This window comes from Anaerovorax odorimutans (assembly GCF_024459955.1).
In the GTDB taxonomy this organism is placed as follows: Bacteria; Bacillota; Clostridia; order Peptostreptococcales; family Anaerovoracaceae; genus Hominibacterium; species Hominibacterium odorimutans_A.
The window spans coordinates 1-23,110 of sequence record NZ_JANFXK010000009.1 but is presented as its reverse complement, the minus strand read 5'-3'; the positions used below and the strand labels follow the sequence as shown (position 1 = coordinate 23,110).

Below are 23,110 nucleotides of genomic sequence, written 5' to 3'. Positions count from 1 at the left end.
AGCAATCGCATCAGATATGCTCCTTTTTCAGCAGTCCTTTCTCCATCAGAATCGTCTCTGCGATCTCTCTTGCGCTGCTCCCCGAAGCCCCGTCTTTTCCCCTGACATTGACGGCGAAGAAATAGGTGTTTGACCCTGTTTCCAGCCAGCCTACGAACCAGCCGTTGACGGAATGGCCGTCGAGGTTTCCGGTCCCGGTCTTGCCGTACAGCCCTGGAGAGATATGAAGGGCCCTCTGTATAGCGGCGATATTATGGGGATCAAGATTCCACCTGTTTTCCGAAAGATCCCGAAGCAGGAGAACCTGTTCCAGCGGAGAGATCTTTAAAGAAGCCTCCAGCCAGGAGTTTTCAATGCCCGAGGAAAGGTCACGGTTTCCGTACTGAAGCTTGTCGAAGAAGGTCTGAAGTTTTTCTTTTCCCGCTTTTTTATCCAGAGCCTGAAAGTACCAGTTGACGGAGTTTCCCATGGCAGTGTCAAGGGTCTGGTCGCGGTTCCATTCAGCGAATGGGTAGCCGGTACCGTCCCATTTTAAAGCAGAGTTGTCCCTGGTGATGGAACCGGATTCCAGGGCCAGAAGACCGCTGTAAATCTTATAGGTGGAGTCGGGAGAGACGCGGGTGCGCGCGGCCTCTTCGTCATAAACGGTATAGCGGTCCCGGGCCTGATCGTAAAGGACAAAGCTTCCGTTCAGATTATCAAAATACGGCGACAGATCCTCATGGAGAATATTCAGATCCTGATTCTGCTCATAGGATGTCTGGGTCAAGGCTGATGCGGAGGGAACACAGAGCACCGTAAGACAGAGGAAAAATACCATCAGGGCGGTGCAGAGCCGTTTTGCGGCAGCGGTTTCCGAACGGTGTTTTGCAATTTGCAGAATCCGCTTGTGAATTCCTTTCCTGCCGGCCGCAAAGCCAAGGGCGGCAGCGGGGCGGATGGCTGACATACTGTTTAGGATCGCCTGTCCGTAGAGAGGCGCCTCCTTTTCGTCCAGCAGTTCCAATACCAGATCATCGCAGGCCAGTTCCCGGTCCAGAGCAATTTGCTTTACCGTCAGATGAACGACAGGATTGAACCAAAAGACAGCCCTGAAAACAGCCAGCAGCAAATTGGTAAAAGGATCCAGATATCGGTGATGGGCCAGCTCGTGGAGCAGTACATATTTCAGGTCCCGGCCATGAAAGCCTTGCGGCAGCAGAACGGCCGGCCGCAGGATACCCAGGGCGGAAGGCGTTTTACATAGCGGCGAGCTTCCAAAAAACACGCGGCGCTTAAGGCGGATTTTCTCTCTGCACTGATAAAAAACCTCCGTATCGGGAACACTGGTTACAGGAGCGGCGGAACAGAAAAGCATGCGGCTTTTCCAAAGCTGATAAAACAGCCGGGCCAGCATAAAGAGCAGGCCTGCGGCCCATAGGACCAGAATTGCGCAGATCGCTATCTGAGGGATACCCCGGTCAGCGCTGACAGCAAGATCGCGGATTGTCTCCATCCCGGAAGGCTGCTGCATGGAAGCTGCGGAAAGCTCTGATCCGGCAGCGGGAACAGTCTCTTCCCGCAGAAAAAACAGACCGGAGAGATCGGAAGGCAGAAAGGGCGCTGCTGCCGCTGCCGGCAGGACCAGCCAGAGACGGTACTGCCCCCGGGGAGACAGCAGCCGGGAGAAGGCGCTTTTGGACAGCAAAAGAACGAGCAGCAGGAATGTCAGTATGAAGGAATAAAGGATCCCATAGAAAAAAAGCTCAGTCATCTCGGGTTCCTTTCCCATCGAGGATGGCTTTCAGTTCCTCAATTTCCTGCGGGGATAGCTGGTCTTCTTTCACAAAATTGAGTACCATGGAATTGAGATTTCCGCCATAAAACCGGTCCAGAAATTTATGGCTGGCGCTGGCGCGGTATTCTTCCTCCTCCACCAGAGGCGTATAGACGAAGACCCGGCCTTCTTTTTCATTGGCAAGCGCTCCTTTTTTCACCAGGCGCAGCAGCATGGTCTGAATGGTTTTCGGACTCCAGCTGCTGACAGCTGTCAGCTTTTCCACCACCTGGCTGGTACTGATGGGAGCGTTGGCCCATACGATCTTCATTACTTCGTATTCGGCTTCTGAAATCTGAGGCAGTTTTTTCATAGAGTTCTCCTTGGCTTACAAATGTAATATATAGATTATAGAAAAGAAAACTAGGTCTGTCAAGCAACTATGTGGTATAATGCCTGTATGAGTATAAAGAAAAAGGACAGGGACTGGTATTACCTGATCACAAGAGGAATGGGAATATCGGTGTGCGCTGCGTCCCTTGCATTATTCATATATCTTTTGCGAATCCTGGCGATTCACGGGCCGGATCTGGTACTGGCAGGATTTTTTCTTGTGCCTGTGATTACCTTCGCCGCAGGGCTGGTTTTCATAAAGCTGTCTAAGGTGGAGACCAGACAGGCCAGTGAGAAGGAGGCGAATCTTTTGGCAAAAAGGATAGGAATCCTGGCGGATACCCATGGACTGCTGCGGCCGGAGGTGCTGGAGATTCTCCGGGGATGCGACTGCGTAATCCATGCGGGCGATATTGACAGGGAAGATGTGCTGCGCCAGCTGCAGGCTGTCGCGCCGCTGTATATCGTAAGGGGAAACAATGACAGGGGCCAGTGGGCAAAGGACCTGGACGAGCAGATCCGCGTGGAAATCGGCGGTATCGCTTTTTTCATTGTTCATGATAAAAAGTTTATTCCCAAAGACCTTACAGACATTGATGTGGTGGTCTTTGGACATTCCCATAAATATTTCTGCGAAACAAAAGACGGAACCCTGTGGCTCAATCCGGGAAGCTGCGGCAGGCGGCGATTTTCTCTGCCGGTGACTATGGCCGCACTGGAGATTGAGGACGGGGGCTTTGAGGTCATTCGTTATGATATAAGTGAAGATTGATCGTTTCCAACAGGCATTGACATTGCAGAGGTCGATGCCGTATTTTTTGTCTGAAAGAGAGGAACCCTATTATGAAAATCGACCGGCTGATTGGAATTCTTGCCATTTTACTCCAACAGGAAAAAGTGACGGCTCCCTATCTGGCGGAAAAATTTGAAGTGTCCAGAAGAACCATCAACCGGGATATTGAGGTCTTGTGCAAAGCAGGCATTCCAGTGGCGACCGCTCAGGGAAAAAACGGCGGTATTTCCATTATGGACGGCTACCGCATAGACCGGACCCTGCTTACCTCAAAGGAAATGGAGTCGATCCTTACGGGACTTCGCAGTCTGGACAGCGTTTCCGGAACCAATCGCTATCAGCAGCTGATGGACAAGCTGTCTGTGGGCGGAAATGTCTGTTCCGCCGACGGGCATATTGTCATCGACCTCTCATCCTATTATAAATCTTCCCTTGCGCCCAAGATCGAACTGATACAGAGCGCCATCGAAGAATGCCAGCGGGTCTGCTTTACCTATTATTCGGCCAAAGGCGAGAGCAGGCGGGAGATCGAGCCGTACCTGCTGGTCTTTCAGTGGACGTCCTGGTATGTGTGGGGATATTGTCTCAAACGTCAGGATTATCGTCTGTTCAAGCTCAACCGGATGCTGGAAGTGACGCACTCCGAAAAAAGCTTCACGGCAAGGGAGGTGCCGCCTTACCGGGTGGCGCCGGAAGAAGCCTTTCCTATCAGTATGGAGGTAAAGGTCCTCTTTGAACCGGCGGCCAAATGGAGGCTCATCGAGGAATTCGGGCCGGAAAGCTTTTCCGAAACAGAGGATGGCAGGCTGCTCTTTCAGTTCGGCTTTGCGGACAGGGAGAACCTTTTCAGCTGGCTCCTCAGCTTCGGCGACCAGGCGCAGCTTTTGGAACCTGCAGAATTGCGGCCGCAGCTTTCCCTGCTGGTACGCAGGATTGCTTCAAAATATCCGAAATGATGACATATAGATGTCATGTTCAAGGTGGTAAGATGGGAAAAACAAGGAAAAGGAGTGTGACAAAATGGCTTCCAGTTTGGAATATGTAAGGTTTGTCTGCGACCAGCTGGCGGGAGCGGGCGATATTACTTACAAAAAGATGTTCGGAGAATACGGACTCTACTGTGATGGCAAATTTTTCGCTACTGTAGAGGACGATCAGCTATATGTAAAGATCACTAAGGCAGGAGAAGCGTTGATGCCGGATGCTGTCATCGCAGAGCCCCATGAGGGCGCGAGGGCTTATCTGATTGAAGACCTGGACGACCGGGAATTCCTGAGGGAGCTGACGGTGAAAACCTGCGCGCAGCTTGCGGACAAGCCCAAAAAGGTGGATTACAAAAAGGACTACAAGGATTTGTACATGCCAAAAACAAAGCCCGCCCTCATACAGGTGCCAAAGATGAATTTTATCATGGTGGACGGTGCGGGCGATCCCAATACCAGCGAAGAATACAAGCAGGCCCTGGAGCTTCTCTACGGACTTTCCTATTCGATAAAAATGAGTAAAATGGGCGGCAATGCGCCGGAGGGTTATTTTGAATATGTGGTTCCTCCGCTGGAAGGCTTGTGGTGGACGGAAGGGCTGCCCTTTGACGGCGTTAACGTTAAGGATAAGAGCAAATTCCTCTGGACATCTATGATCCGTCAGCCGGAATTCGTCAGCGAAGATGTCTTTGAACAGGCGAAAGCGGAGCTGGCGAAGAAAAAGCCGCATCTGGATCTTTCCAGGGCCCGCTTTGCGGTCTGGGAGGAAGGGCTGTGCGCACAGGTGATGCACAAAGGCCCCTATGATGACGAACCGGCCACAATTGAAAAGCTGGACTCTTTTATCGAGGACTCCGGTCTGGTCTGCGATATTTCAGAGAAAAGGCAGCATCATGAGATCTATCTGTCGGACCCCAGAAAAGCGGCGCCTGAGAAATTAAAGACGGTAATCCGCCATCCGGTGAGAAAGGGAGAATAATGGAATTCAAGACACTGACATTGGACAATCTGGAGACAGAACATATCTGCTGCGCTATCACGGAGAAAAAGGGTGAGAACTGCGTACCTTCAAAAAAGGCATGGCTCCGCGAGCGGATCGGCGAGGGCCTGGTGTTCCGCAAACTGGACGTACGGGGAAAAGTTTTTATTGAGTATCTGCCTATGGAAGCTGCGTGGATACCTGCTGCCGGTGAAGGCTATATGTATATCGACTGTCTTTGGGTGTCGGGAAAATATAAAGGCCAGGGATATGGCGACCAGCTGCTTTCCCAATGCATCGAGGACAGCAAAGCAAAGGGAAAGAAGGGCCTTGCCGTACTTTCTTCTAAAAAGAAAATGGCTTTTTTATCCGATCCTAAATATTTGAAGTACAAGGGATTTCGCGTTGCCGATCAGGCCGAGCCTTATTTTGAGCTGCTGTATCTGCCTTTTGAAGAGGGCATCGCCGCTCCCAGGTTCAGGGACTGTGCCCGGGACGGCAGAATCGATGAAAAGGGATGGGTACTCTATTACTCTAACCAGTGCCCGCATACGGAAAAATACGCGCCGCTGATTGCGCAGATGGCAGAGGCAGAGGGCGTCGATTTCAAGCTCGTAAAGATCGAAAGCAGAGAGCAGGCGCAGAACGCACCGACGCCTTTCACGACCTACAGCATGTTTCACGATGGAAGCTTTGTCACCAATGAGATCTTATCAGAAAAGAAATTTGAAAGGATGATAAAATGAAATTTAAAAATCCGTTGATCGCAGTAAAGGATATGGAACGCTCAAAAGCCTTTTATAAGGAAGTTCTGGGGCTGCGCATGACTCTTGATTTCGGCAGCAACATCACCCTCACCGGCGGCCTATCGCTGCAGACTAAAGAAAGCTGGCGGGAGTTTATTGAAAAGGATGATAAAGCAATCGTTCTCAAAGCCAATAATGGCGAGCTTTATTTTGAAGAGGATGATTTCGATGCTTTTGCGGAAAAGCTGGCTTCGATTCCTGACATTGAATATGTGCATCCTGTGCGGGAGCATAGCTGGGGGCAGAGAGCGGTACGCTTTTATGACCCGGACGGCCATATCATTGAGGTAGGCGAGAATATCAAAGTTGTCTGCCGGCGTTTTCTGGAAAGCGGTCTCACGGAAGAGGAGACTGCGGAGCGCATGGACGTGCCGATCAAATTTGTGAAAGCCTGTCAGCGGTAAAGGCAGGGTATATAATATTTAAAGAAATGAACTGTGAAAACCATTGCAAAGTTACCCACATTCTCTTGAAAACAAGGGAATATGGGTAACTTTTGTTTTACTAATAAGCTTAGAACAGGCGGGCCTTTTTCAGCAATTGAAATTTGTTCTTTACTCCGGCCTTGGCATAGATACTCTGGAAATGATTCTTCAGCGTGTTGGGGCTTATGTAAAGCTTTTGGCTGATCTCTTCTGTGGAAAGCCCCTGGAGCAGCAGGTTGAAGACTTCATTTTCCTTCTTAGTAAGGCCAATCTCCTTTAAAAAGCTGTCTGCCCGGGAGGATGCCTGCGGCATGGGCAGCAGTCTTCTGGACAGGGACAGTGCTAAATGGTCCTTGAGTACGTCCAGAATGAACATTTCGCGGTCGCTGAAATCACCGCTGTGAAGAGTCCGATACAGGCAGCAGCAGCCGACGAACTCATTTTCAAATACCATACCGGTTATAATTGCAAAATGGACGTTATAAGGCTTGTAGACCTCCTGGTAATATTTTGTCTTTTTTCTTTCCTCGTCGCTCCACAAATCGCTTTCACGGCATACCATGCTTCTGGACAGAGAAAAAATCCACCTGGTATAGTCCTCGTCCATATTTTTCAGATAAGCCGGGATCGCTTCCGGAGGCACGTCCAGCCCTGCGGGAACGGAAGGCTCAGTAAAATCGGACGGCAGGTAAAAGGTGGCGATATCAAAGGGAATCATAGTGCGAAGATCCTTTAAAAACGTATCCTGCATATTCCGTATATCTTCAATACTGTTTATTTTGTAAATCAGATCTGTCAGCTGAATCCAGTTATTGGTGCTCAGCGTATGCATAGGCATTAACCTCCCAATTCATAGTACTTTTTTACCAGTATACTAGAAAAGCAGTCCCTTTAACACAGAAAAATAGGAAAAAGAGGGAATAGTATGAAAACAGTAAAGCGGCTATACTTAAAAACATGAAATTTCTGAAAAATAATATGGGCGCGTCTTAGTTAGATAAGTGAGGAGGCAATTAAATGATTTGTGCAGATATATTGATTGAGAGCAGGGCGGTTTTCACAGGGACGGAAAGAGAACCCTTCAATGGCTGGGTAGCGGTTAAGGAAAACCGGATTCAGGCGGTAGGAAAGGGAGCGGTTCCCGAGGGACTGGTCGGCAGGGAAACGAAACAATATCAATATGGAGATCAGTTGGTAATGGCGGGATTCATTGATTCCCACATTCATTTTGGCTTGGGGAGCGCTTTCAAAAGCAAGCATTATGTGGATCTGGCGCCGGCAAAAAGTGAGGAAGCGTGCATAGAATTGATAAGAGAACATTTGGCGGAAAATCCCAATATCGACCATGTTTTGGGATGGGGTTGGTTTTTAGTCAACTGGGATGACCCGACGCCGCCCAGCAGGGATTCTTTAGACGCGCAGTTTCCCGATATTCCTTTGTATCTCTTCTGTGTGGACGGCCACACCTGCTGGCTGAACACAAAGGCCATGGAAGTATGCGGCATCCGCGAAGACCAGAAGCTGAGCTTTGGTTCCTTTGGAAAAGATGAAAACGGGCGGCTCACGGGTTTGCTGTATGAGGTGGACGCTCTGAGCTTTGTCATGGACAGGGCCTTTGCTGTGGCTGACGACGATTGGCCAGCTGTACGGGATCGGATGCTGGGCTATATTGCAGGATGCGGGATCACTTCCGTGGGTGACCTGTCGGCTTCTCCGCGGCTGAACGAAGAACCGGAGCTGTATGGTAAACTTCTGGATGCCAGGGAAGAAGGGCGCCTGACTGCAAGAATCCACCTGTATCCCAGCCTGGGGGAAAGCACGGACTTTCATGTTGCCAGGGCAATCCGGGAGAAATATCAGTTTGATGATCTGAAGTTTTCCGGGCTGAAACAGTTTGTTGACGGAACCACCTCGCTGTACAGCGGCTGCCTGCTGGAAGATTATGCTGACCGTCCGGGGGAGAAAGGCTTTTCCAATTATCCGCCTGAGAAGTATAAGGAGCTGATTACTGCCGCCAACAAAGAAGGGTGGGGCGTTCGGCTTCATTCCATCGGAGACGGAGCAGTAAGAATTGCTTTAGACGCCATAGAAGAATCGGGGAAAACAAATGATCTGTCCGTTTTAAAAAATTGCGTGGAGCATTGCGAGAGCGTGAACCCTCTGGATATTCCCCGGTTTGCGCAGCTGGGAGCGTTTGCTTCTATTCAGCCCACCCATCTGCCTCTGGATATGAATGAGAAGGTGGAACGCATCGGCAAAGAGCGGGCGAGATATGAGTGGCCGACGGCAAGTCTTTTGAAGTCCGGCGCTCCGCTGTGCTTCGGTTCCGATTACCCGGTCTATGAGATGAATCCAATGATCGGTATCCATGCGGCAGTGACAAGATGTCTGACTGACGGAACGCCTACCGGTGTCAACCCTCAGGAACGGATTTCTTTAACGGACGCACTGCTGGCTTATACAAAGGGCAGCGCCGAATCTCTGGGCAGGGAACAGGAATTGGGCACCTTGGAAGAAGGCAAGCTTGCCGACCTCGTCGTTTTGGACAGTAATCTTTTCGGTATGGAGCTGCAGGATTATCTTAAGGTGCGGCCGCTGCTGACGATGATGGACGGTAAAGTCGTGTACGAAGGAGAGATATGATGAATGGGAGAACAGAAAAATTAACCTTTAAAGAAAAACTGGGCTACGGAGTGGCCACGGCCGGAGATGGTGCGGTTTACAACTTCGTGGGCATCTATTTCCTGTTTTTCCTGACTACTGTAGCAGGAGTCGATCCGGGAAAGGCCGGAACGATTTCTTCTCTGGCGCTGTTTGCCAGCGCGTTTTTCACGATCTTTATCGGATATTTTTCCGATAACAGCAGGTGCAAGACTGGGCGCAGACGCCCTTACATTGCGGCGGGACTGCCGTTTCTGCTGATCGCTTTTGTAGCGATGTTCACCAATATAGGGCTCAGCGACAATGGAAAAGTCTGGTACTATGCAATTTTCGCCGTAGTATTCTGGCTGGCATACTCCATGTTTTATGTACCTTATACTGCTCTGGGAGCAGAAATAACCAGCGATTACGATGACCGGACGCGAATTCGTACCTATACAGTAACCTGTAACTCCGTAGGCAATTATTTTGGGATGGTGTTTCCTCTTCTTATTGTAGGTATCTTCGTAGGACTGGGCAAGAGCAATTCCTCCGCCTGGACCTATACAGCAGTTATCAGCGGCGTATTTGCCGTACTGACCATTGGTTTCATGCTCAGACAGACAAAAGGCAAGGAGCTGGTGATACCGCCGGAAAAAAGGGCGGAACGGAAAAACATTTTCAGCGATTATTTTGAAGTGGTAAGAGTAAAGCCCTGTAAATTCTTAATTCTGTCCATTATTTGTTCCATTATCGGATATACGATTTTTAATGGGAGTGTGGCTTATTTTATTACTTATAATCTGGGACTGCCGGAAAGCTATACCTCAACGATTTTTCTGGTCCTTTGCGTTGCGGTAATTATCTTTGCGCCGCTGATTAACAAGCTGGCCATTAAAAGGGGCAAACGCGACGCTTATATCATCGCACTGGTCCTTTCCTCGATTCTGATGATTCTTTTCCGTGTTATCGGAATCCACAGCCAGCTGATGCTCCTGGTACTGGCTGCTGTCTATACGATCGGAGGTGCCGGCTACTGGCAGCTGATGTCTGCGATTATCTATGACCTGACTGAGATTGTGGAACTGAAATATAAGAAAAGAAGCGAGGGAACTCTTTCTTCTCTGCAGTCTGTATTTCAGCAGATCGGAACCTCTCTGGGCATGTTGATAACAGGGTGGATTCTGGATCTGTCCGGATTTGACGGCAATGCGGCCGTGCAGAGCCAGAGCGCTCTTTCCGGAATCGGGCTGCTGCTCACTGTGCTTCCGGCTGTCGGCTTCCTGCTGGGCGCGGCAATGATGTACCTGTTTCCAGTGACAAAGGCCAGATACGAGCTGGTGCAGAAAGCTCTCAAAGACAGGGATGAGAAAGGGGAATACAGCAAAGAAGGTTTGGAAAGAATCATTTGAATTTTTGCGGGCGGCCAGGAAATCTATTTTCCGGCTGCCCGCAAAACCATATTGACAAGAACCAGCGGTTTTTGCTATGATAAGGACGAAAATAAATAGTGGACAATTTCTTCTAGAAGAGTGATCTCTACCGGCGGTACAGCCCGCGAGCGCAAGCCAATTCGGTTAAATCCCGGAGCCGACAGTAAAGTCTGGATGAGAGAAGAAAGCAGAAAAGATGCTTTCTTTTGGTACTCATTTTTAGGAGGAATAAAAGCAAGGCATCGGAAAGATGTCTTTTTTGTTGTGCAAGGAGGAGTTATGACACAAGAACGATTGCAGAAAAACATAGGGAATATGGGGATCGCGGCCATCATGCTCATCAGCAGCCTGACGGTGATGGTGGGGAATGCCATTACGCCGGCTCTGCCGGAACTGGGCAAGGTATATGGGCTGGGGAATTACGCTTCCTGGCTGGTAACAGCGCCGGCTCTGGGCGTGGTTGCCACGGCGATTCTCTTTGGGAGGCTCATTGACAAAAAAGGGCCTTACTGGGTGGCGCTGTTTGGCCTGCTTTTTTACGGCCTGTTTGGTGTGTGCGGCGCATATATGCCAAACGCAGCCGCCATTTTTATCGACCGTTTTCTTTTAGGAGCTGCCACTGCCGCCATTATGAATGCCAGCGTCGCCCTGATCGCCACCTTTTTCCAGGGGGAAAAGCAGCTGAAGGTGATCGCTGTGCAGGGCATGTCCATGGAATTCGGCGGAGTGATTTTTCTCAGTATCAGCGGCGTTTTGGCCGATGTTTCCTGGCGCAGCCCATTTTACATATATAGTTTGGGCTTTCTGGCTCTGATCCTGCTGCTGATTTTTATTCCAAGGTGCGGCCGGGCAGCGGCCGCGGCGCAGGCAGAGGAAGAGGGAAGCGCTCCTGCGGAAAAAGGCGTACCGCTGCCGCTGGTGCTTTTAATCGCCTTTCTCGGTATGCTGATGTTTTTCACACTGATGGTATCGCTGCCGATTCATTTGCAGACAAAGCTGGGATACAGTCCGTCCTTTACCGGTTACTATCTGGCGGCGCTGGATCTGGTGGCAGTTCTGGCCGCCGGATTCATGCCTAAGATTGTCAGCCGGTTCCAGCCAAAGGGATGTCTGTTTGCGGCCTTCTGTTTTTATGGAATCGCGTTTCTGCTGTACTTCCTTTCAGGAAACGCTGTTGTGCTTTGGATCGCCGTATTCTTTGCAGGCATCGGGTTCGGCTTTTCTACGCCGCTTTTCAACAGTCTGGTGGTGAATAAAAGCACGCCGGAAAACAAGGGAACCAATATCAGCTTCTGTACGATGGCAATGTTCGGCGGTCAGTTCCTGTCAGCGCTGCTGGTATCGGCGCTTGCGGGAACGACCCTGTTTTTGGTGGCCGGCTTGCTGGCACTGCTCATCGCAGCGTGTATTCTGCCGATCGTGGGCAGGTATCACAAAAAAGACCGGGAAGAGAAGTGTGAACAATACGCCCGTAACGCTTAGCCGGATGCACCCTATGGTACGATTCTTGCTTGATTATATAGTATGCGTTTAATCAGCAGGAAAGGAAGGTATCAAAACGATGAATCCGCAGATATTAGTAATTATTTTTGCATGCATATTATCCTGCCTCGTATCGGCACTGACCGTAAGGGCGTTTCTCCAGGGAAAAAAGCTTTTGGATGCTGAAAAGGAAAGCGAGTACGCAGAGCTGTTCCGCAAAGTGAAACGGATCAATATAGCAGGAGTTGCGGCCATGTGCGGGGCCTTTATCGCCGCTGCCGCAGTCTCAGAGACTTCGGTGCTGGCCACCTTAGCCATGCTGCTGCTGGTGGTGCTGATGATTCTGATTCCGAAGATCATAATCCAGTCGATTTGGAGATGCCCCCACTGCGGCAACGGCCTTGAGCTGGGCAGCAACCGGGGGATTAATGTGAAACTGATCGACCAGTGCCCGTCCTGTAAAGAAGTCTTATGCAGGGCAATGTATGAGGAAAACCATTAAACCGGCGCGTAAAAAATGCCGTATCCATAGCCAGTTGGCGGATACGGCATTTTTTCTTTTGCTATTTGGCTGCTTCTTTCAAGAGACGTGCCCTTGTCACCATCTGATCGCGCCACAGCAGGTATTCTTCATGGCTCTTTCCCTCCATAACCGGGGCAAAGCCTGAAACGCATTCATCAATAAAGGCCTGATCGTAGTCGTGGACCTTTTGCTGTTCCTGGGTAAAGAACTGAATCATATAATCTTTATATTTTTCCAGGCCTTCCCTGAGATTGGCTGAATTCAATTCTTCAACGCCGTAAGGTCCGGTAAACGCCCAGCGCAGACCCAGGCCGTCCGTCAGCGCCCGTTCCACTGCTTCCACATTGCAGATTCCCTCCTTGACCAGATAAAGGGCTTCCTGGATCAGGGACAGCTGGATTCGGTTGAGCACATAGCCGTAGACCTCCTTGCACTGAATCGGTTTCTGGCCGATGGATTCCATAAAATCAAAGATCTGGTCCTTGATTTCCTGTGAAGCGTTGTCGCCGGAGATTTCCATAAAGGGAATCAAATGCGGCGGATTGGTGGGATGGGCGACGATACATCTTTCAGGATGATTTTTTACATTGGCGGAAATATCGGATATTTTCAGGCCGGAACAGCTGGAGCCGATGGCCACGCCGGCAGGAGCCAATTCCGTCAGTTTAACGAAGATGTCCTGTTTTAAAGGAAGATCTTCCCACATACATTCCTGAATATAATCAGCCGAAGAAACCGCTTCTTCCAGAGAATCGGTGGTATGGACCCGCGCAAGGGATTCCTCCACTTCTTTCTCTTCAATCATACCTTCCGCGGCGAGAAATTCCAGAGCCTGCTTCATCCGTTCCTTTACACTGTCCAAGGTAGGAGACTTACGGTTGTACATATAGGTTTCCAGTCCGTTTCTCGCGAACACCACGCCCCAGCTGTAGCCGATAAAACCACATCCGATGACAGCGACTTTTTTAAACGTTTTTTTCATTGGCATGTTTTCACCTCATTTCCTTCCCTTTAACCATCCGGGCCGGCTGTATGCCGGATCGGGGTATTCGTAAAAGCCTCTACCTGTCTTTTCTCCCAGCCAGCCTTTTTCAATCATTTCACGCAGCGCCTGAGGCGGCCGATCATTGGGGTCCTGACTTTCATCGTAATAGGTCAGCTCAATCTGCTCGACAATGTCCAGTCCCACTTTATCCATGAGGCCGAAGGGACCGTGAGGCGTGCCCCATTCCAGAATCCACGCCCGGTCGAAATCCTCAGGTGTGATATATCCCTCTGCCCACAGCTTGAGACTTTCTTTCTTGATTGCTCGCCAAACCCGGTTGAGGGAGAATCCCTTGATCTCTTTCTGCGTGATGATCGGGACGTTGTCCTGCGCTGTCAGGAAGTCCAGGGCAGCTTCCTTCGTCTCTTCGGACGTGTACTGATTCCACATAACTTCCACCAGATCATCCGTGGTAGGGGTCATAAAATTAATATTAAAGGTCTTATCCTTTCGATCAATGAAAGCGCCGATGTCCGAAGCCTTGAGGGAAGAGCTGTTGGTTGTCAGGAGCGTATGGGGCGGCGCGGCCTGATCCAGCTCTTTCCATACGGACTGTTTTAAGGTCAGGATTTCAGGGACATTTTCTATGATAATGTCGCAATCCTTCAAAGCATCCGCCAGATCGGTAGCTGTGCGCATGGATTGGTAGGCTGCCGCTGCTGTGTCGGGGGACAGCTTTCCCTGATCCACCCAGTCTCCGAACCACCCTTTAATTTTTTCCATGGCGCCGGTAAGCTGGTCGGCGGAGAGATCGTAAAGGCAGACCTTTCTTCCGAAGGCAGCGCTTCGAAAGGCGAGCATGGAACCCTGGGTTCCAGAGCCGACAATGGTGACGTTTTGCGGTAAATTCAACATTTTTTATCCTCCTTAGTAAATTTTTAATAATATGGTTTGTTCATATATAAAGAAGCAAGAACAGTGCCATAAAAGCAGGGGTTAAAGAGTTTTCTGAAACAAAAAACAGAAAGATTGGATGCGGTCAGATGCAGGGCCAGGTGTGGGAAATCGGCCAGGAAAGGGAGGATTAATCAGTTTTGGCTATTTAGCTAAATTTGATTAAAGGCAGGAAACGTTGAAAAAAAGGAAATTTTAGGACATCAAAAACATATTAGGCAGATTTGATTAGAAAAAGATGCCTAAAACAGCGGAACAGGGTTCGCACAAGTCGGAGAATTCTGCTTTTTTTACTGGACGCGGCTTTAATATTTGCCGGATTTTCAGCGGAACGGGGACATGCCCCGCAGTCAGGCCGTACCGGGAAGCGGTAAATGGCATAGATATTGCTTGTTAAACTAGTGTCAATTATTTACCCTATGAAAGGAGGAGAACATGAAGAAAGTTTTAATTGCAATGTTATGTCTCATATTTTGTTTTGGCTTGATGACGGGCTGCGGCGGAGGTGGCGGTGACGACTCTTCTGCGGACGGCGATAAGATCATGATCCGTATCGCATCCGATGAAACCAGCGACACCCCTTGCTCAGAAGCTACGGAAATCTTTAAAAAGCAGGTTGAGGAAAAATCCGGAGGAAAGATGACTGTGGAATATTTCTGTGATTCAGCCATGGGAGACGAAAGAGAGATCGCCGAATCTGTCAACATGGGAAATCTGGAGATGGGAATTATCTCCGGATGCTATCTGGCTACCTATGATGAAAACTGGTATTTGGTAGATATGCCATATGTATTTTCCGACAGAGAAGCCATGTACAAGCACCTGGACGGAGAAGTGGGACAGATCTTAAAGGATGGGCTGAAGAAAAATTCAAAGATCGAATGTCTTGATTTTGCGGACGGCTCCTTTAAGGTTCTGCTGAACAGCAAAAAAGAAGTAAAAACCGTCAAAGACATAGCGAATCTTAAATTCAGAAGTCAGGAAAGCCAGATGAACATGTCCATCTACAAGGCGTGGAAATCCACAGCGGTTCCCATGGGATTCAGTGAGATTTACACGGCCCTGCAGCAGGGGACGGTAGACGGAGTGGACACGTCGCCTCTGTATCAGAGAAGCGGAAAATTCTACGAAGTCGGCAAGTATTACACGATGACCAACCACCAGGCTTTGTTGATGACCAGCATCATCAACACCGATTTCATGGCTTCCCTGCCGGAAGACATGCAGCAGGTAATTCGTGACGCCAGCAAAGAAGCCTATGGCGTACAGGAAAGATCCATCGTTAAGGAAGCGGAAGAATACGCATGCAAAGTCATGGATGACGCAGGATGCAAGAGACACGACCTGACCGATGCGGAACTGAAGACCTTTAAGGACGCCAGTGTCGCAGTATACGATGAATACAGCAAGGTTGTTGATCCGAAACTGTATGAATTAATGGGACTCTAATCCTGAAAGCAGGTGTTCCGGGTGGAGATATGCCATTCGGAACACCCATTTAAAAAAGTTGCTTATGCGGAAACGAGGAGAACAATGAAAACGATACGCAAAATAGTAAGCGGCTATGACTTTATTGAAAAATGGGTTTTGATTGTTTTAACGCTCATTATGGTAATCGTTATTGCCGCACAGGTATTTACCCGTTATGTACTGGGAGACGCTCTCTACTGGTCCGAAGAACTGGGAAAGTTTATCTTTGTATGGATCTCCTGGCTGGGAGTAAGCGCGGGAATGAAAGAAAAAGAACATATTCAGGTAAGGCTGGTCCACGACGCTCTGAGGAAAAAGGGACTTTTCAAGGCCCAGGAAACGCTGGAACTGCTCCTGAACCTATGCTGGTTCATCACAAGCATAATTGTCACATATTACGGCATAGGAATCGTGGGCATGCAGATGGATACCGGCGTTTACGGAGCGTCCACAGGAATCCCCATGTGGATACCGTACCTTTGTGTACCGATCAGCGGCGCCATTATCTGCCTGAGACTGATCGGAGAAATGTATAAAAATGTGAACGATTTGTTTGTCAAGAGAAAGGAGGGAGTAAATGGGTAGTATTGTAATGCTGTTCGGAGGAATGATCCTTTTGATTTTCATCGGAGTTCCCGTTGGATACGCTATTGGTCTGTCTACGATCTGCACCTATGCGAGTTACTCAAACGTCTCGATTTCTCTGATTTCACAAAATTGTTTTACAGGACTTAATTCATTTGTATTACTGGCAATACCGTTCTTCATTCTGGCCGGAGTTATCATGGGCGAGGGAGGTATCGCGAAACGGCTGGTGGATCTGGCGGATTCGATTATCGGATTCGTTACCGGGGGACTGGGAATGGTTGCTATTCTCACAAGTACCTTCTTCGGAGCGATCACCGGTTCCGGAAACGCGACCACGTCCGCGGTCGGCGCGCTTTTGATTCCATCCATGGAAGAAAAGAAGTACGGCAGAGTTTTCAGCAGCACCTTAGTGGCGTCCGCCGGAGCCATCGGAATCATTATTCCGCCCAGCATCCCCTTTGTTATTTATGGGGTGTCTACGGGAACCAGCATCGGAGATCTGTTTATCGCAGGTATTATCCCCGGGCTGTTAATGGCTCTGGTCCTGATGATAGCATGCTATATCATTTCGAAAAAGAACGGTTACGGAGGCAGCGATACGAAGCCGAGCGCAAAGCATATCCTGGTGTCCGCCAAGAATGGAATCTGGGCGCTTTTGGCTCCGGTTATCATCCTGGGAGGCATTTACGCCGGTATCTTTACGCCGACCGAATCAGCGGTAGTAGCCGTGGTATATTCCATTTTGGTAGGATTTTTTATCTACAGGGAGCTGACGATTAAAAAACTGATTGACGCGATTTATAAAACAGCGATCATCAACGGGATCACCAGTTTTATCATCGCCTTTTCGGCGTCCATGTGCAAGTTCATAAGCATTGAACGAATCCCGGACATGATCTGTGATGCCATCACCAGTATAACGGACAGTAAGATCGCGATACTGCTTTTATTGAATATCGTGCTTTTGCTGATCGGTATGCTGATCGATATTATTCCGGCTATCATTATTTTAGCCCCGATCTTTCTGCCTCTGGTAGAATCCTATGGAATGAGTCCCATTCAGTTCGGCGTCATGCTGGTTCTGAATCTGGGAATCGGCTTTGTTACACCGCCATACGGCTCCACTCTGTTTGTGGCCTCAGCCATATCCAAGGTGCCGGTTGACCGGATGTTTAAGACTGCGTTCGTATTTACAGGAGTTCTGAGCATTGTGCTGCTGATCGTCACTTACCTGCCGGCGGCTTCACTGGCTCTGATCCAGTAAAACCATGTTCGTGCGGTATATGAAAACGCAAATAAAAGGAGGCGTCAGGAACCCTTGTTTCCGGATGCTTCCTTTTTGCACGTTAGATTTTGTTGACTGGCATTTGGCGATGGCTTAAGATAATAAATAAAGAAAGGTGGGGCTATGAATCCAATCAATTGTATTTGTACACAATGCAGCGAAAGAGAAAAATGCCATGAAGGCAGAATGGACATTGTTTTCAGGATCATGGATAACGAAAACGATGTTACACTGACCGATGGAAAGGGAATCGTCCTCAGAGTCAGCGACTCCTACGAAGACCATTACGACGTGGACAAGGAGGACGTCATTGGAAGATCGGTCTATGAGCTGGAAGAACAGGAGATTTTCAAACCCTCCGTTACTGTTGAGGTGCTGAAGGAAAAGAAAAAGGTCACGCTGATGCAGACCAATAAAAAGGGCGAAAAGGTGCTGACCACAGGGGTTCCCATATTGGATGAGCTGGGTGAGATCGAATATGTCATCAGCTTTAATTCCATTGATATCGCCAATGTGACGACTCTGCATGATAATTACAGCAAGCTGACCGAATTGATGGAAGAATACAGTGCGGAGATCCACCATCTTAAAATGAAAGAGCTGGAGGAAAAGTCCCTGATTGCCAAAAGCAAAGAAATGTCCGATATTAACGACTTGATCCTTCAGATCGCTGAGGTGGATGCCAATGTGCTGATTACCGGGGAGACGGGCGTGGGAAAAAGTATGGTCGCTAAAATGCTGCACCAGACCAGCAGCCGGTCCGGCGGCCCTTTTATCGAGATAAACTGCGGCACCATTCCCCCGACCTTAATTGAATCGGAGTTGTTCGGATATGAAAAGGGCGCTTTTACCGGCGCCAATCATAAGGGCAAGCTGGGAAAGATCGAGCTGGCCAACGGAGGCACGCTGTTTCTCGATGAAATAGGCGAGCTTCCGTTGGAAATGCAGATCAAAATCCTGCAGGTTATTCAGCAGAAGGTCATCAGCAGGATCGGCAGTCTGGAAAAGATGACCGTGGATTTCAGGCTGGTGGCCGCTACCAACAAGGATCTGGAAAAAGCCATCAAACGGGGAGAATTCCGTGAAGATCTGTATTACAGGCTGAGCGTGATCGACATCTATATCCCGCCCCTGCGGGAACGCCGGGACGATATCATACCGCTGATCCTGAATTTTGTAGAGAAATTCAACGCAAGGTATCACAAAGATCTGTCCGTATCTTCCAAAGCACTCATAGCGTTGGAGGGCTATGAGTGGCCGGGAAATATCCGGCAGGTGGAGAACTTCATCGAGCGAATGGTGATTACCTTTAAAGGCAAAACCGTGGAAGCGGAAGATCTTCCTAAAGAATTTCAGACAGGCCAGAGAAAAAACGTCAATCTCGGCGACAGCTCCCTTTCCCGTATGCTGGAGGAATATGAAAAAGAAATTTTTCTGGGCGCGCTGGAAAAATACAAGACAAGTGTTGCGGTTGGAAGGGCTTTAGGGATCAGCCAGACTACCGCCGCGCGCAAACTCAGAAAATATGTTCCCGATTATACATACCGAAAACCTGACGATAATCAAAAATAACTAGCTAGTCAAAAATAGCTAGGCACTGAAATCAAAGGGAGAGAGCTCCTTTTTAAGATTTTAGTCAGCCGTGACTTGAAAAAACAATGAAAAAAACGCGAAAGTCCTTTCCCTGGAAAAGCATCGCCTTGCTTTTGGGAAGAAAACCCCCTTTAATATGTTGAAATAAAGGGGGTTTTCCTTTTTTTGAAAATATTATAGGGCGGAGCGGCCTCTCTTGGCACAGGGCTTGCGTGAGTTATAAACGTGGAAAACGAAGCACAGGAGGGAGACAGATGAAGTACATAAAAAGAGAACAGAGGAAAAGCATAGAAATTCTGAGTATAAACAAACCGGAAGTGCTCAACGCCCTGGACGGGGAAGTGCTGTCTGAGCTGGAGGAGGCGGTGGACGCGATTGCGGAAAACACCGAGGCAAGAGCGCTGATTATTACAGGCGAAGGCAGAGCGTTCGCAGCGGGAGCGGATATCGCGGCTCAGAGTGTTCTGGATACCCAGGGCGGCAGGCGCTGGGGGCAGAAGGGAAGCGCGATTTTTCGGAAAATCGAACTTCTGGAGATACCGACCATCGCGGCAGTAAACGGATTCGCCCTTGGAGGCGGATGTGAACTGGCGCTGAGCTGCGATTTGATCCTGGCCAGTGAAAAGGCGAAATTCGGCCAGCCGGAAGTGGGGCTGGGCATTACTCCCGGATTTTCAGGAACGCAGAGACTGCCCAGGCGCATAGGCGTAGGCAAAGCCAAAGAGATGATCTTTACCGGAGAGATTGTGCGGGCGGAAGAAGCGGAGCGGATCGGCCTGGCCAATAAGGTGATTCCCGCGGAAAAGCTGATGGAAGAAGCGGTCCTGTTGGCGGAAAAGATGATCGGCAACGGACCGATCGCTGTGAAATATTCCAAGGCCGCGATCGACCGGGGACTGGACGTGGATATTGATACAGGAATAAGGATTGAAAACGAGCTGTTTGCCATGTGCTTCGCGACGGAAGACCAGAAAGAAGGAATGAAGGCTTTTCTGGAAAAACGAAATGCGGAGTTTGTAAATAAATAATAAGGATTTGGGCTTATGAAAAAAGTAAAAATCATGACCGCGGAGAAAGCGGTCATGGAGATTAAGGATAATATGACTGTCGCCACCGGAGGATTCGTCAGCTGCGCCTGTCCGGAAGCGCTGTCAAAGGCTCTGGAAAAGCGATATCTAAAAACCGGGCACCCGAAGAATCTGACTCTTTTTTTCGCTGCGGGACAGGGCCACAGAGACGGAACCGGGGGAGATCATTTTGGCCACGAGGGCCTTGTAAAACGGGTAATCGGAGGTCATTGGGACCGGGCGCCCAGACTGGGAAAGCTGGCTCTGGAAAATAAGATTGAAGCCTACAACCTTCCCCAGGGAGTCATCACTCATATGTATCGGGACATTGCGGCTCATAATATCGGCACCATCACCCATGTGGGACTGAACACATTCGTGGACCCGAGAAAAGGCGGCGGCAAGCTGAACGACGCCACAGAAGAAGATCTGGTAAAGCTGGTGGAAATAGAGGGACAGGAGCGGCTGCTCTACAAACTTTTCCCCATTGACGCAGTTTTTCTGCGGGCCAGTTACGCGGACGAATATGGGAACTGTACCGTGCACAGAGAAATCGGTCCGCTGGACGTTACTGCAATGGCACAGGCCTGCAAGAACAGCGGCGGCAGGGTGATCGTCCAGGCAGAACGCATCGTGGCGGCAGGCTCCCTGGACCCCAAGCTGGTAAAAATTCCGGGAATTTATGTGGATACCGTTGTAGTGGGCACGGAAGAAGAAAACATGCAGTGCCTGGGAATGTCCTATGACGGGTCCCTGACCGGCGAATTTCGGATTCCTTTCAATGAAATTCCGCCGGTGCCTCTTTCCGAGAGAAAGATCATCGCCAGAAGGGCAGCCATGGAGCTTCCGCAGGACGCCATTGTTAATCTGGGAACCGGCATGCCGGAAGTGATCGCCAATGTAGCGGCGGAAGAAGGCATCTCCAACTACATGACGCTGACGGTAGAAGCAGGCTCCATTGCCGGCGTGCCCATGGGAGGAACGCAGTTCGGCGCAGCGGCAAACTCCATGGCTATCTTAGAACACAACGTTCAATTTGATTTTTATCAGGGAGGCGGACTGGACATCGCTTTTCTGGGTCTGGCGGAAACAGCCGCCAACGGCGATCTGAACGTGTCAAAATTCGGAGACAGACTGGCCGGAGCAGGGGGATTCATCGACATCACTCAGAATGCCAAGAAAGTCTGCTATTGCGGAACATTCACTGCAAAAGGGCTGGAAATCCAATGCCATAACGGAGGCCTTGAGATAAAAAAGGAAGGGGCGCGCAAAAAGTTCGTGAAAGAAGTGGAACACGTAACCTTTTCCGGAGACTATGCCGTGCAGGTAAAGCAGCCGGTGCTGTACATTACCGAGCGGGCTGTCTTTGAACTGCGGAAAGAAGGCTTGACTTTAATCGAAATTGCTCCGGGAATCAATCTGCAGAAAGATATCTTTGAACAGATGGAATTCAAGCCGATTATTTCCAAAGACCTGAAGCTGATGGAAGAACGTATCTTTAAAGACGAGCCCATGGGGCTGCATCAATAAACGCGAGAAAAACAGGAGGAAGAGAAATGGATTTCAGTTATTCAAGAGAACAAGAAATGGTGAAGAAGATGGTGAGCGAGTTCGCCAAGGCGGAGATCGAGCCGATCGCCGAAGAGCTGGACGCGGAAGCCAAATACCCTTACGAAACGGTAGCCAAGCTGGGCGAGCTGGGGGTCATGGGCATGCCCTTTCCGGCCGAATACGGCGGGGCCGGCTCCGATTACCTGACCTACATCATGGCGGTGGAGGAGCTGTCCAAAGTGGACGCCTCCCACGGGGTCATCGTGCAGACCCACAACGCCCTGTGCTGCTGGCCCATCTTCACCTACGGAACCGAAGAACAAAAGAGAAAGTACCTGCCGGACCTGCTGTCGGGCAAAAAGCTGGGGGCCTTCGGGCTGACGGAGCCCAACGCCGGGACCGACGCGGCCATGCAGCAGACCACGGCCAAGGACATGGGGGACCACTGGCTGCTCAACGGAAGCAAGGTCTTCATCTCCGGAGGGGGCATCGCCGAAGTGTACGTGGTGATGGCCATGACCGACAAGAGCAAGGGGAACAAGGGCATCAGCGCCTTCATCGTGGAGAAGGGGACGCCGGGCTTTTCCCGGGGCAAGAAGGAAAACAAGATGGGCATCCGGGCCAGCATTGCGGCCGAGCTGGTGTTCGAGGACTGCGCGATACCGAAAGAAAACCTGCTGGGGCCCCTTGGAAAAGGCTTCAAGGTGGCCATGAGCTCCCTGGACGTGGGGCGTCTTGGGATCGCGGCCCAGGCGCTGGGAATCGCCCAGGGGTCCTTCGACCAGACGGTGGCCTACATGAAGCAGAGAAAGCAGTTCGGAAGGAGCCTGGACCGGTTCCAGGCGCTGGCCTTTGAAATGGCGAACATGAAAACGAGGATCGACGGTTCGCGGTTCCTGCTGTACCACGCGGCCAATCGCAGGGACCGTGGCCTTCCCAGCACGGTGGAAGCGGCGCAGGCCAAGCTGTCCTGTTCGGAGACCGCTTCCTACGTGGTGGACAAGGCGGTGCAGTTCCACGGGGGCTACGGGTACATCAAGGACTATCCGGTGGAACGGATGTACCGGGACCAGAAGATCACGGAAATCTACGAAGGCACTTCGGAAGTCATGAAAATGGTGATTTCCGGGGACATCTTTAAATAGGGAGGACGAAAGACAATGAGAATCATCGTATGCGTAAAACAGGTGCCCAACACCAACGAAATCACCATCAATCCGGAGACGGGGACGCTGATCCGGGACGGAGTGGAATCCATCCTGAACCACGACGACGCCAACGCGCTGGAACAGGCGCTGGCGATCCGGGATCAGATGCCGGGGACGGAAGTGATCGCCCTGACCATGGGACCGCCGCAGGCCAAAGACATGCTGGCCGAATGCCTGGCCATGGGAGCCGACGAAG

The 23,110-nt window shown here is 50.1% G+C and carries 21 protein-coding genes, 1 pseudogene and 1 riboswitch; of the genes and pseudogenes, 17 read left to right on the top strand and 5 right to left on the bottom strand.

Going from position 1 to position 23,110, the window contains the following annotated elements; genetic code table 11:
* Positions 1–10 precede the first annotated feature (10 nt).
* Both NE619_RS09120 and NE619_RS09115 read right to left on the bottom strand, forming a co-directional pair.
* A complete protein-coding gene (locus NE619_RS09120) occupies positions 11–1,753 on the bottom strand; it encodes a BlaR1 family beta-lactam sensor/signal transducer (protein ID WP_256132104.1) in 1,743 nt (580 codons plus the stop codon).
* Positions 1,746–2,129 (bottom strand): BlaI/MecI/CopY family transcriptional regulator, encoded by a 384-nt coding sequence (locus NE619_RS09115; protein ID WP_256132103.1) that lies wholly within the window; start codon positions 2,127–2,129, stop codon positions 1,746–1,748. Before NE619_RS09115 ends, NE619_RS09120 begins: the two co-directional genes overlap by 8 nt.
* A gap of 87 nt (positions 2,130–2,216) precedes the next feature.
* Between NE619_RS09115 and NE619_RS09110 the strand changes: the two genes are divergently transcribed.
* From NE619_RS09110 to NE619_RS09085, 5 genes are all read left to right on the top strand, one after another.
* The gene (locus NE619_RS09110) at positions 2,217–2,921 is read left to right on the top strand and encodes a metallophosphoesterase family protein (protein WP_330640692.1); all 705 of its coding nucleotides are present in this window, start codon (positions 2,217–2,219) and stop codon (positions 2,919–2,921) included.
* Between the two features lie 71 nt (positions 2,922–2,992).
* Positions 2,993–3,898, top strand: a complete 906-nt coding sequence (locus NE619_RS09105) for a helix-turn-helix transcriptional regulator (protein ID WP_256132102.1) — start codon at positions 2,993–2,995, stop codon at positions 3,896–3,898.
* Positions 3,899–3,962: 64 nt separating this feature from the next.
* Entirely contained in the window at positions 3,963–4,904 is a 942-nt protein-coding gene (locus NE619_RS19010; RefSeq protein ID WP_330640691.1) for a GyrI-like domain-containing protein, read from the top strand.
* Positions 4,904–5,650, top strand: coding sequence for an N-acetyltransferase (locus NE619_RS09090; protein ID WP_256132101.1), 747 nt, complete (start codon positions 4,904–4,906; stop codon positions 5,648–5,650). The genes NE619_RS19010 and NE619_RS09090 overlap by 1 nt, the downstream gene beginning before the upstream one ends.
* Complete coding sequence (locus NE619_RS09085; RefSeq protein ID WP_256132100.1) at positions 5,647–6,114, top strand: VOC family protein; 468 nt, start codon at positions 5,647–5,649, stop codon at positions 6,112–6,114. The genes NE619_RS09090 and NE619_RS09085 overlap by 4 nt, the downstream gene beginning before the upstream one ends.
* A 109-nt stretch (positions 6,115–6,223) precedes the next feature.
* Here the strand turns inward: NE619_RS09085 and NE619_RS09080 are convergent, their stop codons facing one another.
* On the bottom strand, positions 6,224–6,967 hold the full coding sequence (locus NE619_RS09080; protein ID WP_256132099.1) for a helix-turn-helix domain-containing protein: 744 nt from the start codon (positions 6,965–6,967) through the stop codon (positions 6,224–6,226).
* A 185-nt stretch (positions 6,968–7,152) separates the two neighbouring features.
* On the opposite strand from NE619_RS09080, the gene NE619_RS09075 reads away from it, so the two are divergent.
* The 4 genes from NE619_RS09075 (at position 7,153) to NE619_RS09060 (ending at position 12,192) form a co-directional block, all read left to right on the top strand.
* Positions 7,153–8,778 (top strand): amidohydrolase, encoded by a 1,626-nt coding sequence (locus tag NE619_RS09075; protein WP_256132098.1) that lies wholly within the window; start codon positions 7,153–7,155, stop codon positions 8,776–8,778.
* Complete coding sequence (locus NE619_RS09070) at positions 8,778–10,187, top strand: MFS transporter (RefSeq protein WP_256132097.1); 1,410 nt, start codon at positions 8,778–8,780, stop codon at positions 10,185–10,187. Before NE619_RS09075 ends, NE619_RS09070 begins: the two co-directional genes overlap by 1 nt.
* Before the next feature lie 103 nt (positions 10,188–10,290).
* Positions 10,291–10,398, top strand: a riboswitch (FMN riboswitch).
* A gap of 89 nt (positions 10,399–10,487) precedes the next feature.
* Entirely contained in the window at positions 10,488–11,690 is a 1,203-nt protein-coding gene (locus NE619_RS09065) for an MFS transporter (RefSeq protein ID WP_256132096.1), read from the top strand.
* A gap of 79 nt (positions 11,691–11,769) precedes the next feature.
* Positions 11,770–12,192: a hypothetical protein gene (locus NE619_RS09060; RefSeq protein WP_256132095.1), complete on the top strand. Its 423-nt coding sequence runs from the start codon at positions 11,770–11,772 to the stop codon at positions 12,190–12,192.
* Positions 12,193–12,253: 61 nt separating this feature from the next.
* On the opposite strand, the gene NE619_RS09055 is transcribed toward NE619_RS09060, so the two are convergent.
* Together NE619_RS09055 and NE619_RS09050 are read right to left on the bottom strand one after the other, a co-directional pair.
* Complete coding sequence (locus NE619_RS09055; RefSeq protein WP_256132094.1) at positions 12,254–13,201, bottom strand: 3-hydroxyacyl-CoA dehydrogenase NAD-binding domain-containing protein; 948 nt, start codon at positions 13,199–13,201, stop codon at positions 12,254–12,256.
* A gap of 9 nt (positions 13,202–13,210) precedes the next feature.
* A complete protein-coding gene (locus NE619_RS09050) occupies positions 13,211–14,113 on the bottom strand; it encodes a 3-hydroxyacyl-CoA dehydrogenase family protein (RefSeq protein WP_256132093.1) in 903 nt (300 codons plus the stop codon).
* Between the two features lie 474 nt (positions 14,114–14,587).
* On the opposite strand from NE619_RS09050, the gene NE619_RS09045 reads away from it, so the two are divergent.
* From NE619_RS09045 to NE619_RS09010, 8 genes and pseudogenes are all read left to right on the top strand, one after another.
* Entirely contained in the window at positions 14,588–15,601 is a 1,014-nt protein-coding gene (locus tag NE619_RS09045; protein ID WP_256132092.1) for a TRAP transporter substrate-binding protein, read from the top strand.
* A gap of 84 nt (positions 15,602–15,685) precedes the next feature.
* A complete protein-coding gene (locus NE619_RS09040; protein ID WP_256132091.1) occupies positions 15,686–16,207 on the top strand; it encodes a TRAP transporter small permease in 522 nt (173 codons plus the stop codon).
* Positions 16,200–17,474, top strand: a complete 1,275-nt coding sequence (locus NE619_RS09035) for a TRAP transporter large permease (protein WP_256132090.1) — start codon at positions 16,200–16,202, stop codon at positions 17,472–17,474. The genes NE619_RS09040 and NE619_RS09035 overlap by 8 nt, the downstream gene beginning before the upstream one ends.
* A gap of 207 nt (positions 17,475–17,681) precedes the next feature.
* Complete coding sequence (locus NE619_RS09030) at positions 17,682–19,067, top strand: sigma-54 interaction domain-containing protein (RefSeq protein ID WP_256132089.1); 1,386 nt, start codon at positions 17,682–17,684, stop codon at positions 19,065–19,067.
* 275 nt (positions 19,068–19,342) lie between these two features.
* Positions 19,343–20,116, top strand: a complete 774-nt coding sequence (locus tag NE619_RS09025; RefSeq protein WP_256132088.1) for an enoyl-CoA hydratase-related protein — start codon at positions 19,343–19,345, stop codon at positions 20,114–20,116.
* Between the two features lie 15 nt (positions 20,117–20,131).
* A complete protein-coding gene (locus NE619_RS09020) occupies positions 20,132–21,685 on the top strand; it encodes an acyl CoA:acetate/3-ketoacid CoA transferase (RefSeq protein WP_256132087.1) in 1,554 nt (517 codons plus the stop codon).
* A 26-nt stretch (positions 21,686–21,711) separates the two neighbouring features.
* Positions 21,712–22,851, top strand: coding sequence for an acyl-CoA dehydrogenase (locus NE619_RS09015; protein ID WP_256132086.1), 1,140 nt, complete (start codon positions 21,712–21,714; stop codon positions 22,849–22,851).
* Between the two features lie 15 nt (positions 22,852–22,866).
* Positions 22,867–23,110 (top strand): annotated as a pseudogene (locus NE619_RS09010) (electron transfer flavoprotein subunit beta); the annotation flags it as partial.